This window comes from Baaleninema simplex PCC 7105 (genome assembly GCF_000332355.1).
Taxonomy (GTDB): Bacteria; Cyanobacteriota; Cyanobacteriia; order Cyanobacteriales; family Geitlerinemataceae; genus Baaleninema; species Baaleninema simplex.
Genome location: NZ_KB235958.1, coordinates 3,039,250 through 3,055,602, shown reverse-complemented (window position 1 = coordinate 3,055,602; position 16,353 = coordinate 3,039,250). Strand labels below are relative to the sequence as shown.

The 16,353-nt window shown below is 53.9% G+C and carries 11 protein-coding genes and 2 pseudogenes; 3 read left to right on the top strand and 10 right to left on the bottom strand.

Features of this window, described 5'->3' with window-relative positions:
- Both GEI7105_RS35010 and GEI7105_RS30835 read left to right on the top strand, forming a co-directional pair.
- Nucleotides 1–461: pseudogene (locus tag GEI7105_RS35010) on the top strand (transposase); the annotation flags it as partial.
- Nucleotides 462–514: 53 nt separating this feature from the next.
- Nucleotides 515–1,000, top strand: a pseudogene (locus GEI7105_RS30835) (ISKra4 family transposase); the annotation flags it as partial.
- Between the two features lie 69 nt (nt 1,001–1,069).
- Here the strand turns inward: GEI7105_RS30835 and GEI7105_RS0115600 are convergent.
- The 10 genes from GEI7105_RS0115600 to GEI7105_RS0115545 all read right to left on the bottom strand — a co-directional run bounded on the left by GEI7105_RS0115600 (nt 1,070) and on the right by GEI7105_RS0115545 (nt 14,245).
- Nucleotides 1,070–1,660, bottom strand: a complete 591-nt coding sequence (locus GEI7105_RS0115600) for an NUDIX hydrolase (protein WP_202804438.1) — start codon at nt 1,658–1,660, stop codon at nt 1,070–1,072.
- 95 nt (nt 1,661–1,755) lie between these two features.
- The gene (locus GEI7105_RS30830; RefSeq protein ID WP_051044202.1) at nt 1,756–2,532 is read right to left on the bottom strand and encodes a DUF4079 domain-containing protein; all 777 of its coding nucleotides are present in this window, start codon (nt 2,530–2,532) and stop codon (nt 1,756–1,758) included.
- Between the two features lie 205 nt (nt 2,533–2,737).
- Nucleotides 2,738–5,131: a protein phosphatase 2C domain-containing protein gene (locus GEI7105_RS30825; RefSeq protein WP_017661369.1), complete on the bottom strand. Its 2,394-nt coding sequence runs from the start codon at nt 5,129–5,131 to the stop codon at nt 2,738–2,740.
- 577 nt (nt 5,132–5,708) lie between these two features.
- Nucleotides 5,709–7,040: an MFS transporter gene (locus GEI7105_RS0115580; protein ID WP_017661367.1), complete on the bottom strand. Its 1,332-nt coding sequence runs from the start codon at nt 7,038–7,040 to the stop codon at nt 5,709–5,711.
- A 260-nt stretch (nt 7,041–7,300) separates the two neighbouring features.
- Nucleotides 7,301–8,635: an RNA-guided endonuclease IscB gene (gene iscB / locus GEI7105_RS0115575; protein WP_017661366.1), complete on the bottom strand. Its 1,335-nt coding sequence runs from the start codon at nt 8,633–8,635 to the stop codon at nt 7,301–7,303.
- 190 nt (nt 8,636–8,825) lie between these two features.
- Nucleotides 8,826–9,047, bottom strand: a complete 222-nt coding sequence (locus GEI7105_RS0115570; RefSeq protein WP_017661365.1) for a hypothetical protein — start codon at nt 9,045–9,047, stop codon at nt 8,826–8,828.
- Between the two features lie 99 nt (nt 9,048–9,146).
- The gene (gene ndhD1 / locus GEI7105_RS0115565; RefSeq protein ID WP_017661364.1) at nt 9,147–10,724 is read right to left on the bottom strand and encodes a photosynthetic/respiratory NAD(P)H-quinone oxidoreductase subunit D1; all 1,578 of its coding nucleotides are present in this window, start codon (nt 10,722–10,724) and stop codon (nt 9,147–9,149) included.
- 149 nt (nt 10,725–10,873) lie between these two features.
- Entirely contained in the window at nt 10,874–12,928 is a 2,055-nt protein-coding gene (locus GEI7105_RS0115560; RefSeq protein ID WP_026097698.1) for an NAD(P)H-quinone oxidoreductase subunit 5, read from the bottom strand.
- Nucleotides 12,929–13,181: 253 nt separating this feature from the next.
- Nucleotides 13,182–13,535 carry a thioredoxin family protein gene (locus GEI7105_RS0115550; RefSeq protein ID WP_035493172.1) on the bottom strand — a complete coding sequence of 118 codons (354 nt, stop codon included), beginning with the start codon at nt 13,533–13,535 and terminating at the stop codon, nt 13,182–13,184.
- A gap of 41 nt (nt 13,536–13,576) precedes the next feature.
- Complete coding sequence (locus tag GEI7105_RS0115545; RefSeq protein ID WP_051044201.1) at nt 13,577–14,245, bottom strand: NnrU family protein; 669 nt, start codon at nt 14,243–14,245, stop codon at nt 13,577–13,579.
- A gap of 374 nt (nt 14,246–14,619) precedes the next feature.
- On the opposite strand from GEI7105_RS0115545, the gene cpcD/petH reads away from it, so the two are divergent.
- Nucleotides 14,620–15,855 carry a bifunctional rod-capping linker CpcD/ferredoxin--NADP reductase PetH gene (gene cpcD/petH, locus GEI7105_RS0115535; protein ID WP_017661358.1) on the top strand — a complete coding sequence of 412 codons (1,236 nt, stop codon included), beginning with the start codon at nt 14,620–14,622 and terminating at the stop codon, nt 15,853–15,855.
- Nucleotides 15,856–16,353: the final 498 nt, after the last annotated feature.

Sequence of the window (16,353 nt, the reverse complement as noted above, 5' to 3'; positions counted from 1 at the left end):
AACCACAAACTCCGAAGACCCGTCGAAGCTTACAAAGACTATACGGGAGTTTACCCCTCATCGGTTCACGCCGATCGAATTTATCGAACCCGAGCTAATCGAGCTTGGTGTAAAGAAAGAGGAATTCGTCTCAGCGGACCGCCTTTAGGAAGACCTCCTAAAAACCTCAGCCGAGAAGCCAAAAACAAGCCCAGGAAGATGAGCGCATTCGTAATGCAATCGAGGGGAAATTTGGACAAGCCAAAAGAAGATTCAGCTTAAGTCGTGTTATGGCTAAACTGCCTAATACTTCGGAAACCTCCATCGCTCTGACCTTTTTAGTGATGAACCTGGTGAAGCTGAGCCGGCAGTTTTACTGTCTTTTTTTGTGTCAATTTTTCCCAAACTTCATAATTTTGTCGAGAAATATTATTGTAACTTATAAAGTGGACGAGTTAAGTCAATTCAGATTTATACCTTGAGCAAGACGGCTTCTTGTTCATTTTCCACCCCCAGCTTTTGATAACTTTTTCAGCAAACCCTAGTTGAGTGGGTCAACCAGCAGCCGTTGGCCTCTCCATTAGTGTGCTTGGGCGACGGGCATGACGGGATTTGGAATTTATTTGCCCAACTCGACCCGCAGATACAGCGGCTTGAGATTCTAGACTGGTACCACCTGATAGAGAATCTGGGCAAGGTGGGCGGGTCGCAGCGGCGGCTCGATGCGGTCGAAGCTTGTCTCTGGCAGGGGGATCTCGAGGGTGCCGTCAAGCTGTTCGATGATTGGCCCCATGAGCGGGTCGACCGGTTTATCGCCTATCTGACCAAGCATCGACACCGGATTGTCAACTACAGCTACTACCAAGCTGAGGGTATTTCAATTGGCTCGGGTGAGATTGAGTCAACGGTCAAGCAAATTGGGCGACGGGTTAAGATTTCAGGGGCTCAGTGGCACGAAGACAACGTGCAACAAGTGCTAAAGCACCGATGTGCCTACCTGAACCATCAATTCTCAGACTGAGTCTTGCAAGATTGGGATGCACCCATCGCCAAATCGCAAAACTCATTTTAACCTCACCCGTTTGGTGGTTCAATTGTCTGGAAAAATAATTTCCTCAGCATCGCGACGGACGAACGGATGAGTAAACCGTGACGATAACACTAAAAATAACGCGGCGAGCGTTCCCGCCACGCAAATTTCTCCAGAGCGAATTTTATCAGAAACCTCAGAAATCGGCACTAATACCACTTCGATCTCTTCAGTGCGATCGAGATCTTGCGTTCCCGACAGCTCCACTTCTTCAGCTAAAAACAAATGAATGCGGTTCGTATCTTTAACGGGATTGTCGTAAAGCGTGGCAATTTTATTGAGGCGATCGAGTTGATATCCCGTTTCTTCCTCGAACTCCCGTTTCGCCGCTGCTTCAGCTTCTTCCTCCTCGGGATCGAAAGCTCCGGCGGGTAATTCCAACAACACCTCACCGACTCCGTGGCGGTATTGGCGAACGAACACCACGTTTCCCTCGGGGGTAATCGGTAAAACTAAAGCGATATCGGGACGAACGTTTACGAAAAAATCGTCGATGACTTCGCCGCTGGGTAACTTCACGCGATCGCGACGAACGCGACACCAACGATGGTTGATGACAAACTCAGAGTCGATCAGATTCCACTTGTGCATCGGCATGAAGTTGAAGGCGTCCGAAAGCCTCCCGCGCCGTCTCGAAAACGCTTGTAGAGGCTTTGACTTTCAAAATACCACGCTTTTCTCCCGTCTCAGAGAACGGGCGTCGATCTCAGCGTTGGCGTCGAACCCGTGCGAGGCGAAAAAGTCGCAGTAGCCTCGGTTTCACTGGGACGAGAGGATTGCGGTTCGGGACACACCTGATTTTGCCAGTCGCACTGATATAAATAAGGCGCTTGCCAACTGAGGGGAATTTCAAGTAAATCTCGCGCCCCCGTCATTGCTTGTCCCACAAACAACAACACAGCCAAGGTATTGAGAATTATGTGGGTGACGCGCCATCTTTTATGTTTGTAAATTTCCGGAACGATCGTCAGCGAAACGACCATTAAGATCGAGACGACGATGCCGAAATAGTAATGCGAAACGTACCATTCGTTCGTCCGCCGAAACACGCCCTCTTGAGAGCCGAGAACCACGAGTCCCGTACTGGTGAGGGTGGCAAACACGGCACGCCACAGGGGTTGGTTGGGGCGAGTTCGATACAGCAACACCAACGCGGCGATCGTCAGTACGAACATGGCGATAACGAAGCCGATTTGAAACGGAGGATTCTCGAAAAACGGCGTTTTGATAAAAATTGAATAGGCTAACGCGAGTAAGGTAATTCCCACGACTGCCCCCGTCAGCCAACGGCCGTATTTGAGATGTTCGCGTCCCACGACGGGCGGAATTTTTTTATTTTGACTCGGATGCAACCGACGTTGGCGAGTTTGCCAAGCCATGTTGACGACGATACCCACGAGGGGAAAGACAAAGGCGATCGCGATCGCCGGATGGATTAAACCGAGAAGGTCTTTGGCGTTCATAAGATTGAATCGGTCGAGAGTAAGCTTCGAGGTCAAAAGCGAGCGTAAAAGTTCGGTGCGAAACTTGCGATACGGTTGTCCGTGCCGGTTGGGGAACATGGCGATCGCTGGGTGAGTTCTTTACCCGATCGCTCCGATGTCAGTCGCGACACTGCTCTATTTTGGCTTACGAAATAGCAAGACTATCGGTTTGTTTGAAGACGAATTACTCTCTCGTCTCGGTCGTCTCGGGTGTAGCGAGGGGTTGGCACTCGATCTGTGTCGTCTCCTCGAGGATCTCGAATTCCGCCGCTTTGAGTTGCGACCACTCGATCCAACCGCTGACGAAATCGTCCGGTGACGGATCGCCATCGGCCGAAGAGTCGATGTCGCGACACGATCGCAGTTCCAACCAAGTTTGTGCCGAATTTTGGCGTCTGCTTTGCGTCACTTCCACCACGCGACCCGTTGGGAGGGTTGCAGGCGACGAAGAGATTTCGGAATTCGGCTGCGATCGCAAGACCAAATCGCCGTTGAGACGGACGAGCGTTCCCGCCTCGGGAACCGGCCGTTCGCCCGGTTCGGGAAACAGAGTCGGTTCTGGCGTGAGGTTTAAAATCGGCGAAGGATTCGATTCGTCGCGACCGAATCCCGTGAGATCGAGCTGTCCGACGCGATAGACGATCGAGCTAGCAATCCCTAAAAGTAACGCGATCGCGATCCCCGTCCGCAGGCGATTTCCCCAGGACGAGGACACCAGCGGAGACACGAATTCCGTCGAGGCCGTATCGTCGAATCGCGACAGTTGCATCGTTTCGTCGCTGCTATCGACCTCTTGTGGCAGGTCGTCCAAACAGGCTGAGAGATCGGCAATTTCAAGGGTGGCGTGGGCTTTCGGTCGGACGCGCACTCGCGTCAGTGCCACCGTCACGTTATCGTGGCCGTTCGAGGTATTGGCGATCGCCACCAACCGCTTTACCCCTTGTCGGAGATTACCGTTTTCGATGAGGGGTTGGATCTCCTGCTGCCAAATTTGTTCGATGCGATCGTAATCGCTCAGGCCGTCAGAACACAACAAACAAATACAATCGTCTTCGAGAACGAAGCGCGTAATCGTCGGATGGAGGTCGATCGACGATCCCATTCCCAACGCTTGGACTAGCGAACCGGCCGACGTTTGCTGGAGTGCTTCTCGATAGAAGGCGTACCCGAGGCGCACCTCTCGCGTGGCCACGTCGTCGTCGAGCGTAATGGCATAGCAACCGTAACGAGTGATGAGATAGGCGCGACTGTCGCCGATATGGGTGATAAAGAGGTCGCGATCGCAGGTTACAGACATCACCAGAGTCGTTCCCATTCGTTGCCGTCCCTGACGTTGTTCGAGGTTGTTGCGATCGGCGATCGCACTGTTGGCCTCGAAAATCGCGTGTTCGATGGCAGAAAACAGACCGTTGCGCCAGCGATGGCGTCCCGTTCCGTCTCGGATCGCTCGAGATTGCGCCTTGCCGCTTTCCGGGGTTGGAGGAACGCCCGCCGAGACCTGACTGTTGCGATCGTCACGGGAAGAAGGGCGATGTTTCGGCGTCGCTAGGTGGCGTAAATGTTGTTCGATGGTGTGAACGGCCAGATTGGCGGCGATATCCCCCCCTTCGTGGCCGCCGACGCCGTCGCAAACGATCGCCAACTGGCGCGTCAGAGCCTCCGTTCCCTGGACGCGAGAGGCGGTGGGCATCTGACCGCTGACGGGATAACAAGCATCTTCGTTGCGAACGCGACTCGGACCGCGATCGCTGAGGGTGGCGATTTCGGTATGGTATCTGTAGTTTTGGCTGGTGAGGTCGAGGGCGCGATCGAGGGCAGCCACGAGCTGTTCGGAAGTCGCGATCTCTCGGGTTTCCAACTTTTGACACAGCCGGTCGAGAAATTCCCGATAGGGCGAGGCCGTGCGATCGACCCAGCGTTTCCACAAGCGACCGAGCTGCACGAGAACCGGTTGCGATCGCCCCAAGGCCAAATCCGACAAACGCAGCAACCCTCCTTCGACCCGCAGGCGATCGAGATCGAGCAAACTGGCGGCAACCCCTTCTCGCGAAAAGGGTTCCCACAACTGCGCTAGCTGCCAGAGCCAGTTGATTTGTCGCAGCGGCGACGCGTCGTCCCATGCCTCGTCGAGACTCGGTCGCAGCATCCAAATTTTGCCGTCTGGCTGCCAAATTGGGGCGTTTTCGAGCAACCAGACGTTACGTCCCCTCAGTTGCGACGGCGGCCCCGCTTGTCCGTACACTTGAGGCAGATGCCAGCGATAGGGAAACAGTTTCAAATAGGGTTCGAGGGTTTTGGGAACGCGATCGGGAAGGTCGGGAAAATTCCCCGGATGCGTGTCGAGAACGATGCGATCGCCTTTAACCCAGTAGCGATCGCCCCAGTACTGTCCGAACTGGGAATCCGTCGCGTCTTCGTCTGAGGACACCGTATCTCCTCGAGACGGAGACAGCGCGATCGCCCATAAGTAGCGTTTGGGCAAGGCCGTTCGACAGGTATGGCAAAACGCTTCGCCTTCTGAATTAACAGCCTGACAGGTCGGATTGGGGCAGTGCAGCTTTGCCGATGGTTCGTGCATGGACGTTTGTCAAAAACGCGCGACTGTCAGGGAGTAGTTCGCGCGGGGACAGACAACAACCCGAGTTTCGCTTGAAAAGCGCCCTCGCGAGCGGCTACGATTCGGGATCGCGCCATAGCAGATGCGATCCTGACCTCGAGAGTAAACGCGGACGCTTTGGCAAGACCCAAACCGTCGATCGAGTCTAGAGATTCTTACCCCACTGCGTCGCGATTTCGACGGTCTTTCTCGAGCGAGAAAGTCAGTGGGACGTTCCTGCGTTGTCAGCTCGTACTGAGATGTCCGAGCAGAGTGCCAAACTTCCTCGATCGGAACGGACTTCACAGGTGTTTTGTCGGACGAAGACGATGCGCCCCACCGCCTTCGGGTAACGAGACTTTCAACTTTCCGGCAACACCAACTGACTGGAGTTAGCGATGTTCTTTTACCACGGGTTTTCGGGGGGTTTCCCCGCCTACCCATAGAATTTCAACGGCGCGTTGCCGCTACGATCTCATCGTACCAGATTCGTCCCAGATGGTGAGAGGAAGAGACGCTCGCACGGGGCGATTTCGCATCAGCCAGTTGTCGTCGTTCGCTACGAGTTCCGGTTTCGTTCGGCTAACTGACGACGCAGTTCGAGTTGAGCGTTCGCGTCGAGGGGAAACCGCCACATCACGGCGGCCGACAACAGAACCAACACCATCGGCGAAAACACGAACAGCATTTTCAGCCCTTCCAACGTCGCCGCCGTATTGGTTTGTTCGGGAACGAAGCCGATGCGATCGAGAACGGGATACATAATCCCCACGGCGAGTGCGTATCCGAACTTGTTGGTCATCATCAACAGGGCGTAATACAGCCCCGTCCGTTGAGTCCCCGATTTGAGGGTGTCGAAATCCGTCACGTCGGCTAAAATCGATCGCAGTAAAAACGGACTCGCTCCCCCTGCCAAACCGTACAGAGCGTTCACGATGACGTTTGCCGTCAGATTTCCCGGCTCGACCCACAGCAACAACGGCAACATCAAAGCCATCCAAACCATAGCGGCGATGAAGGTTTGATGTTTTCCCAAGCGACAACTGAGCCAAATCCACAGGGGAACCCCGACTAAACTGGCGACGAAGAACAGTAACAAAATCAGACTCGACCACTCCGACAGTGCCATCACGTGGCTGATGAAAAAAATGTAAATCGAGCCAGTTATCCCCGGTGCCAGTCCCATCAAGAAGTCTGCCAGCAGAACCCGTTGCAACAGTCGGTTTTTGGCGACGATGGCGATCGAGCGACGCCATCCGATGGAAACCGACGGCGGCAGGGGACGTTCTCCCACGGTGCTGACGGACAAGCCGACGGCCACCGGTAAGACGAGGATGACGAACCACCCCATCGACGCGACTTTTAAAGTGTCGTTGGCATCGTGAGTTTGTTGGACGACGGCGGGAATCGCCAACACGGCTAACGTTCCAAAGGTCAGGGCGAATTCGCGCCAGCCTTGAATTTTCGAGCGATCGTGGTAGTCGTCGGACAGTTCGGCCCCCCAGGACATATGGGAAATGCTCAGCATGGTATATCCGACGTACAACACCACCATCCAGACCAGCAGGTAACTCGGGCTGACGGGGGCTTTTGGTAAAAAGAGGGCGTACGCACTGGCGACTAAAATGGGAACCGAAAAGATAATCCAGAACCGGCGTCGCCCGAAGGGACTGGATATTTTATCGCTGACGACTCCCAACACTGGGTCGGTAAAGATATCCCAAACACGGGCGATCGCGAAAATCGTTCCGACGACAGACAAGCCCAACCCCATTTCTCCACCGTAAAAGGGAGGGAGATACACCACTAACGGCAGTCCTAACGCGGATATGGGAATGGCGGGGAGAGTAAAGGCGACGATCGTGCGAGCGTTGAGTTTCGACACAGTCATCTTAAAAACGTCAAAATGTTAGCAAATCGGTGGAGAATGCGAACGGAGGAGCGGGTCGGAGGTGAGTTCACAGCGGATAGATGGGATCGCGGGCTGACTTGCTTTCGTAGCGTAGCAGGTATTTGAGTTTCGGGCTGAATCTCTCGAAGCGATCGCCCCTCGTCTCCATCTAAAATGCGGGAAGGGGACTCCCGCTAATCCTGTCGGATATAACGGGAGTCCCCTTCCCGCCAACAAACGAACTGCCCGACAGGGCATCCTTATTTCGAGAATCTGTATTCATAGCCGTCTGATTTCTGAACAGTCGTCAGATATTTCGGATGAACGTCGAAAGGTTTAACCCCAGCGTTCAGTCGAAAGGAAGGGCGAAACCGAATAGCAATCCGCCCCGTGTAATTTCCGGCGAATTTTCCTTGAGGAATTGTCGCCTTGACTATATCGCCGGTTTGGAAACCTTGAAAAGATTTGGCTTTCGGGGCGTGAGTTCTCGGAAAACCGTATTTATCGGAACGACATCGTTGCCGAACTCCGTGACCTTTGGCTGCAACGAGCAAAGGTTTCTCGATCGCGACATCTAATCGATCGGGAGTCGATTTCCCGACGCAAGCAGCATCGAGCCAGTGAGTTTTCGGCCAACCCAATCGAGTCCGATTAAACTTAGTCTGTCCGCCCGTTCCCACTTCAACGGGCAATCCAGTTTCTTTCAACTGTTGGTACAGCTTCCAGCGAGTTGCGTTGACTGCTGCCGCATCTTTTAACGGCGCTTTTGCCTGTTTCAAAATACGGTTGAGAACGGTCGGTTTGCCCGATAGAAACTCGCGAATATCTCGGTTTCCCTTAGCTTGGTTGCAAGTATGACAAGCCAGCGTTAGGTTAGAAACTCGGTCGCTCCCTCCCTGGGATTTGGGATGAATATGTTCGACCTCTAATGGTAGGTTCTCAGCACCGCAGTAGCGGTGCGACCCCGCGCCGTCGCACGGCGCTAGGGAACGCGCACCAAGAGAGGCGCACTTTCGATCCCACTTTTCTAACAAGAACTCGCGCACTTCATAGCCCAACAATTCGCCCTGCTGGTACTCAATACCACTCACTTCGGGGTTTTGGAGTTTTTGGGTGTCGAACCGCACGAGTTCTTGAGCAATCGAGACGATCGGACAAAGTTTTCGCAAACGGTTCACCCAGGTCATCGTAGTTTCGACCCGATGGTTGAGAGACGGTGGAAGCCAACCCTTCGGACGAGTACGGTTAAGAAAGCGAGGCTTTCGGTAACGAGTTTTTCGATGGCGTCGGGAGCGTCGTAAAGCGCGACGTTTCTCTAAGTCGTTCTTAATTTGCTGTCCGCGATGGCTGAGTTCGGACGCCCAAATGACTCGGTTTTCGGACAGGATAGCCAACCCAGTTGTTTGCGAGCCGGGATCGATTTTGAGTTGAGTTTCCGGAACGACACAATCTTTGGCTTCAATCTCGTGCAAGATAAGGGTAAATGGATAGGGACGAAACACCGAAGCACGACCGGATTTCAGGAGCCGCCGCGCCTTGGCTGGATGGCATGGTGCTAGGGGTTTTTTGTCTTTGTCTAGAACGAAAATGTGCATAATACACAACTCCCAAAAGGGGTAACGTTTGCCTCGCCAAGGTTACGTCTCGGTACTCTCTGAAAAGCACTGCCTTAACCCGTTTAAAGCTGTTTAACTTTTCAGTTCTAGAGCGACAAGCTGGCAACGTACTCGTCGGTAGGAACTTAAACTCTCGGACGTAACGTAGTCTTCGGAAGACTTAGGCTGGTCAACTTGTGGGCTTTTTCAAGCCCCCGTCATAGCCAACAGGCTTGACGGCGGGTTGTTGACAGCGTAGGTTTTCGAGAGGTTGCACGAATCTCGGGGTGTAGTTGCCCAAAACCGACACGCGAGGGCGATCGCTGAGGACGCCCGGAAAAACCACATATCCCCGTCCGTTCAGGATTTCGTGAACGGCGTTCGAGAGTTCGATTGTGGGACGCTTCGGCACGGTTCTCTCCGACGGCTGCCTTTCGATTGTGACACGATCGCAAAAACCCCGGCTGCCAAGAACCAGGGTTTTTAACACAAGACTGTTTTTTTGTCAAGTCTAGCGATCGAGACTCGGGGCTTTCTTCAGCGAGAACGGCAACGCTTGCGCGACCTTACTGTTCTGCGCTAACGTCGGCACCGCATCCCGCAGTTTCGCCGTCAACTCCACCGTCGTCGCGTCGTACATCTGCGTCAAAATCTTCGGATACAGCCCGATTCCGATAATCGGCACCAGCAGCGAACCGATGACGAATACTTCGCGGGGTTCGGCATCCACGAGAACCTCGTGTTCGACGAGTTCCTTGTTTTCCGGTCCGTAAAGAATTTCTCGCAGCATCGACAGCAAATAAATCGGTGTCAGGATCACCCCAACCGCCGCCAAGAAGACGACGACGATGCGGAAGGTCAAGCTATACGCATCGCTGGTTGCGAAGCCGACGAACACCATCAACTCAGCGATAAAGCCGCTCATACCGGGCAACGCCAACGACGCCAGAGAGCAAGCCGTCCACATGGCGAAGACTTTCTTCATCTTCTGTCCCACACCGCCCATTTCGTCGAGCATCAGCGTGTGGGTGCGATCGTAAGTACAACCGACTAAGAAGAACAAACTCGCCCCAATCAAGCCGTGGGACACCATCTGCAACACCGCCCCGCTCATGCCGAGATCCGTATACGAAGCGATCCCGATCAAGACGAAGCCCATGTGTGAAATCGACGAATAGGCAATTTTCCGCTTCAGGTTGCGTTGAGCGAACGACGTCAGTGCTGCATAAATAATGTTCACCACGCCCAAAATCACCAACGCTGGCGCAAACACCGCGTGGGCGTCCGGCAACATTCCGGCGTTCATCCGAATTAGGGCGTATCCCCCCATCTTCAGCAGAATTCCCGCCAGCAACATGTGCGCGGGAGCAGTCGCTTCACCGTGGGCGTCGGGCAACCAAGTATGAAGGGGGAAAATCGGCAGCTTCACCCCGTAGGCAATGAGGAACGCCGCATACAGCCACAGTTGCAAGGTCATCCCATAATCTTTCAGGGCGATCTCTTGCATATCGAACGTGACGGTATCGCCGTAAAAGGCCATCGTCAGAGCCGCCACCAAAATAAACAGCGACCCCCCTGCGGTGTAGAGAATGAACTTCGTCGCGGCGTACTGGCGTTTTTTACCGCCCCAAATCGCCAAAATCAGATAAACCGGAATCAGTTCCAGTTCCCACGCCAGGAAGAACAGCAAAATGTCCTGAACGGCGAAGACCGCAATCTGTCCGCCGTACATGGCCAGCATGAGGAAAAAGAATAATTTCGGCTTGAACGACACCGGCCAGGCAGCCAAAATCGCCAGGGTGGTGATGAATCCCGTCAAAATAATCAAGGGCATCGCCAACCCATCGGCACCGACCGACCAGTTCAGGTTCAGTTGGGGAATCCAAGAATACCGTTCGACGAGTTGCAAGCCGGGAGTGTCGAGATCGTATTGCGTGTAAAACGCATAGACGATCGCGCAAAAGTCGATCAGCCCTACCACGAGGGCGTACCAACGCACCGTCTTTCCGTCTTTATCCGGCACGAACGGCACGAACAAAGCGGCGACGATGGGAAACAAAATAATTGTTGTCAGCCAAGGAAAATCCATACGTTATCTACGCTCGGCAAGTCATTGTTGGGTAATGGGTCAAAGGTAATGGGTAAGCGGTGGTGTGAAGGTTGCCATCGTATCCGTTATCCCGTACCCGTTCCGAGTGACTGGAACGGAATTCTTGCAAACCGATTACCCGTTACCGATTAAGTCACGCCGAAAAAGACGACGATGCCCAAGACGGCTCCGAAGATCGTCAGGGCGTAGAACTGAGCGCGACCGGTCTCGAAGTACTTCAGCCCTTCGCCGCTCAGCAGCGTAACCAACCCCGTTAGGTTAACAGCACCGTCGACGATGCGGTAGTCCACTTCCATAACTTGCCGCGCCAAACGACGGCTTCCTCGGACGAAAACCTTGTCGTACAGTTCGTCGAAGTACCATTTCTTCAAAGAGAACAGGTACAGGGGTTTAATTTTTTCGGCGATCGACGCCGGGTCGATTTTACCCCGTAGGTACATCAGCGACGCCAGAGTAATGCCGATTAACGCAATGCCGACGGAGTTACCCGCCATAATCGCAAATTCGCCCAACTCGAATTCTTCGGCCATTTCCGCCAGGGTGGGAACGGCTTCGCCCGGAGCGTGGACGAACGCCTCGAAGTAGTTGGCAAAGGGCATCCCCAACAATCCGATGAGGGCAGAGGGAACCGCTAAAACTGCCAAGGGAAGCGTCATCGTCCACGGCGATTCGTGGGGACTGTCGCTGTGACCGTGACCGTGGCTGTCGTGGGGTTCGGCTTCGGCGTCGAGTTCGCGCACGTCCATCGCACCCGGACCGAACGCGGCAGCCCCCGAGAGTTGTTTGCGAATTTCCATGTCGTTGCCCCGGAAGTCCCCTTCAAAGGTGGAGAAGTACATCCGAAACATATAGAAGGCGGTGATACCGGCCGTCAGCCAGCCTACGGCCCACAGTGCGGGGTTGGCCGCAAAGGCAGAGCTGAGAATTTCGTCTTTCGACCAGAATCCGGCAAAGGGAGGAATCCCACAAATGGCCAGGGTTCCGATTAGGAAGGTGATCGCGGTTACGGGCATATATTTCCGCAGTCCGCCCATGAGTCTCATGTCTTGGGCGAGGTCGGGATCGTGACCGACAACACCTTCCATGCCGTGAATGACTGACCCCGAGCAAAGGAAGAGCATCGCTTTGAAGTAAGCGTGGGTCATCAGGTGGAATAGTCCGGCACTGTACGCGCCGACCCCCATGGCCATGACCATATATCCCAGTTGGGAAATCGTGGAATAGGCGAGACCTTTTTTGATGTCGTTTTGGGTGATGGCGATGCTGGCACCGAGGAAGGCAGTAAAAGCGCCAGTCCAGGCGATGACGTCGAGAACGGCGGGGATTTCCTCGAAGACGGGGAACATCCGTGCGATCAGGAATACGCCGGCCGCCACCATTGTCGCAGCGTGGATAAGGGCAGAAATGGGCGTCGGACCTTCCATCGCGTCGGGCAGCCAGACGTGCAGCGGGAACTGGGCGGATTTGGCTACGGGACCGAGGAAGACGAGGATGCCGAAGAGGACGGCCAGGGTGCTGCTGATGGCGCCGCTGGCGATGAGGTCTTGCAGGCGTTCGCCGATGGTGATGAAGTCGAAGCTTCCGGTCGCCCAGTACAAGCCCAAGATGCCCAGGAGTAAGCCGAAGTCTCCAACGCGGTTGGTGATGAAGGCTTTTTGGCAGGCGTCGGCGGCCGAGGGGCGATCGTACCAGAAGCCGATGAGCAGGTAGGAACACATCCCCACCAGTTCCCAGAAGATGTAAATCTGGACGAGGTTGGGGCTGATGACCAAACCTAGCATGGAGGAGCTAAACAGGCTCAGGTAGGCGTAGAACCTCACGTAACCGGGATCGTGCGCCATGTAACCGTCGGTGTAGAGCATCACCAGGAAGGCAACGGTGGTCACGATCGCCAACATGACGGAGGTGAGGGGATCGATGATATATCCCATGCTGAGGTGGAAGTCTCCGGCCGCCGCCCAGTCGATGGTTTGGGTGACGGGGGCGTGACCTTGAATTTGACTCCACAGCAAGGCAAACGACAGGGTCGTCGCCGCTCCTAACAAGGTCAAGACGAGAACTGCGTTCGCTTGTCGCAGGCGGTTCGTCACCTGGTTATAGGAAATTAGCCCCAAGCCAACGAGGGTCGCGCCGACGAGAGGTAGCACTGGTATTACCCAGGCGTATTGGTATATTGGTTCCATACGTGAATGCCTACTTTAGTTTATATTTCTTCACAATTAATAGGAAAGGACGTTTTTATTGTTACATATACCTACGCTTAAAATTTATCGATCGCATGGGTTACAATTTTGTTTTCGTATTTGAGGGAGGTCAAACGCGACGCCGATCTCGGACTGACGAAGCGACGGTGGCGATCGCCCCAACGAAAAAAAACCTCTCGGGGAAACTTCTCCGAGAGCGAAGACGATCGAGGGCGAGTGGGTGGGATCGCAGTTAGGGAACGGCGATCGGGCAGTCCCGACGGTAGCGGTGAGCGATATCGGATAGGGTATTCCGTAAGGTATCGCGTCCGTGGAAGCCTTCGATGCGTTGCACGACCTGATGTCCGTCAAATAACAGTAATGTCGGTAGCGTCGTCAGTCGATAGGTGCTGGCGAGTTTTAAACTCTCGTCTGCGTTAATATCGACCAATTTGACGCGATCGCCGAATTCTGCGTGAAACTGAACCAACATCGGATGGATTAGGTGGCATACCCCGCACCAAGGCGCCCAAAAGTTGACCAGAACGGGAACGTTGGACTCTAAAACCTCTTTCTTGAAACGCTGCTCGCTAATGGACAACGACATGATGGGCATCTATTAACTTCTTTTATCGTTATGGGATCATGCTACCAGGGTATGTTACCCGTGACACGAAGTAACCACGGATGCGCCCACCAAAATCCCAGGACGAAAATCGTCACGCCTAGGTAGGCCGGACGCAAAAATTCGCCCGCATTCAAGCTCTGTCGTCCCTGAACGATGGCGAGAAACGGCACGATCGACGTCCGAGATTTTACGGATTCAAAGGCATCGCCGAAGCGGTTAGCTAAGCGGCGATCGCCGTGCCAAACGGCGAAGAGGTGATGGGCGATCAACCCTAAAGACGTCACGAGGGTAAAACTGGTACCGATCCAAAGGGTGTGGGCGATACACCAAATGACTTGACCCACCATTTGAGGGTGGCGACAGATGCGGATAATCCCGGTTTCGTACAAGTGAACTTGAGGTTTGGCGATCGCCGCAATTTCACTGAGATTAAACGTGGCTGGATACAGAAAAATAAAGGAGATGAAAGACAACCCCCAGACGAGAGGTTTGACGAGAGGAACCCCCTGCATCATCCACAATTGCGCTCCGTCGTAGCGGTGAGCGATAAAGTAAGCGATAAGAGCCACCGCTAAAGGAAGGCTCACGAGGGCAAAGAGGACGCGATAGGGACGAGCGCCGATTTTCGTTTCGCCCCAGGGTCGCAAGGCCGCCAGTCCGCTATGGGCGACAGCGAAGCCGAGAAGCATTCCCAAAATAATGAAGTGACTCGGTGTCAGCCAGGTTTCTTCCACGGGCGATCGCCTGAATTCGTCTGGGTTTCAGTAGCCGCCGATACCTCGGGCGTCCACCTGACCTTAATTCTATCTTAAAAATATTTTAAAAAAACTTAAAATCCCTTCAAAATGATATCTGCGCGACAGTTGCCGATCGACCGGTTCGTTATGGTATTCGCGGAGGACGGTTTGGTTATTCCATCGAACCCCTTTAGAATAGAGGATTGTAGCTGCGATCGCACGATCGTCTCCCATCGAAGCAGTTTGGAGACTTCCTTCAAACTGACCGTTCGACCTGGGTAGGCAGCAGCCAACGTTAACTAGGGTTCTGATAACAAGATTCACTCATGTACAATCCAAACGCCTCTGGTGCCAACAGCACCGTTGCTGGAAATCGCCTCTTCGTTTACGAAGTCGAAGGCTTAGGTCAAAGCACAGATGCTGGAAACTCTCCGATTCGTCGGAGCGGTCTCATGACAATGACCGTTCCTTACAATCGGATGAACGAAGAAATGAAGCGCATTACGCGCCTCGGCGGAAAAATCGTCAGCATCCGACCGCTCACGGGGGAAGACTGGAATAACCAAGCCGCCTCTGCTAACGGACAGCAGCAAGCAGAAGCGAGCAAACCCATGACTCAAGCCAAACCGGAAGCGACCAAAGCCCAGTCTGCCAAACCCGCGAAGTCTGCCAAATCTAAGAAAAAAGACGTTCCTGTTAATATCTACCGTCCGAAAAAGCCCTTTATCGGCAAGTGCGTCAGTAACGACGAACTGGTGCGGGAAGGAGGTTCGGGTCGCGTGCGTCACCTGAAATTCGATATTTCGGAAGGGAACTTGCGCTATCTCGAAGGACAGAGTATCGGCATCGTTCCCCCTGGAGAAGACGAGAAAGGCAAACCTCACAAGTTGCGCCTGTATTCCATCGCCTCGACTCGTCACGGCGACGACGGCGACGACAAAACGGTGTCTCTGTGCGTGCGCGAACTGGAGTACAAACACCCCGAAACCGGCGAAACGGTTTACGGCGTCTGCTCTCGCCATCTCTGCGAACTCAACCCCGGCGATGACGTAGCCATCACCGGCCCGGTGGGGAAAGAGATGTTACTTCCCGACGACGAACACGCCAACGTCATCATGATGGCGACGGGAACCGGAATTGCCCCCTTCCGCGCCTTCCTGTGGCGGATGTTCAAAGAACAACACGAAGACTACAAGTTCAAAGGCTTTGCGTGGCTGTTCTTCGGCATTCCTTACACGGCGAACATTCTCTACAAAGAAGAACTCGAAGCGCTGCAAGCTGAGTTCCCCGAACAGTTGCGGATTACCTACGCCATCAGTCGCGAACAGAAAAACGCTGAAGGTGGCAAGATGTACTTGCAACACCGCATTCAAGAAAATGCTGACGAAGTGTGGCAGTACGTGCAACAGCCGAACACCCACACTTACATTTGTGGTTTGAAAGGAATGGAAGGCGGTATCGACGAGGGAATGTCCGCCGCTGCCTCGAAACAAGATGTCGATTGGGCGGATTATCAGAAGCAGTTGAAAAAAGCCCATCGTTGGCACGTGGAAACTTATTAAGCCAACCTTCTCGGTTGCGAGAATTACCACGTTTGCAGGCGTTCAATGTTGTGTGATTCTCGAACAATGTGAGTTGAGTCGGGGTGGAGAGGTCTCCACCCTCGATTTCTTTTTGATAGTCGATCGTTAGGGTTGGCTGAAAAAGTAAGGAGAGGGAACGGGGAACAGAGGATCGGAGGGTGATACGGAATCCGAATTTCAACGCTGAGCGGAGTCGAAGCGAGCGGAGTCGAAGCGTTGAGTCCGAGCGGAGTCGAGGACTCAAATACTGGTTTTGCCCAACCCGACAATTCCACCTCTGTGTTCTCTGTGTCTCTGTGGTGAAGACTTCTTAAAACCGAGCTTATCGGAAACGGATGGAGTATGAGCTGTTGTTGGGTTTCGCTACCGCTCTATCCAGATTCTTCGCAGTACACCATCCATAGCTGAAAGCTTGGCTGGTGGTGTAGCGAAGCGCGACCGAGGGGAGTAACCTACAAAAGATTTGCTACAGTTTAG

What these genes read in the sequence shown, in the direction of transcription:
- GEI7105_RS0115600 (WP_202804438.1), bottom strand. Translation starts at nt 1,660, where the DNA reads ATGCACAAGTGGAATCTGATCGACTCTGAGTTTGTCATCAACCATCGT.
- GEI7105_RS30830 (WP_051044202.1), bottom strand. Translation starts at nt 2,532, where the DNA reads ATGAACGCCAAAGACCTTCTCGGTTTAATCCATCCGGCGATCGCGATC.
- GEI7105_RS30825 (WP_017661369.1), bottom strand. Translation starts at nt 5,131, where the DNA reads ATGCACGAACCATCGGCAAAGCTGCACTGCCCCAATCCGACCTGTCAG.
- GEI7105_RS0115580 (WP_017661367.1), bottom strand. Translation starts at nt 7,040, where the DNA reads ATGACTGTGTCGAAACTCAACGCTCGCACGATCGTCGCCTTTACTCTC.
- iscB (WP_017661366.1), bottom strand. Translation starts at nt 8,635, where the DNA reads ATGCACATTTTCGTTCTAGACAAAGACAAAAAACCCCTAGCACCATGC.
- ndhD1 (WP_017661364.1), bottom strand. Translation starts at nt 10,724, where the DNA reads ATGGATTTTCCTTGGCTGACAACAATTATTTTGTTTCCCATCGTCGCC.
- GEI7105_RS0115560 (WP_026097698.1), bottom strand. Translation starts at nt 12,928, where the DNA reads ATGGAACCAATATACCAATACGCCTGGGTAATACCAGTGCTACCTCTC.
- GEI7105_RS0115550 (WP_035493172.1), bottom strand. Translation starts at nt 13,535, where the DNA reads ATGTCGTTGTCCATTAGCGAGCAGCGTTTCAAGAAAGAGGTTTTAGAG.
- GEI7105_RS0115545 (WP_051044201.1), bottom strand. Translation starts at nt 14,245, where the DNA reads ATGCTTCTCGGCTTCGCTGTCGCCCATAGCGGACTGGCGGCCTTGCGA.
- cpcD/petH (WP_017661358.1), top strand. Translation starts at nt 14,620, where the DNA reads ATGTACAATCCAAACGCCTCTGGTGCCAACAGCACCGTTGCTGGAAAT.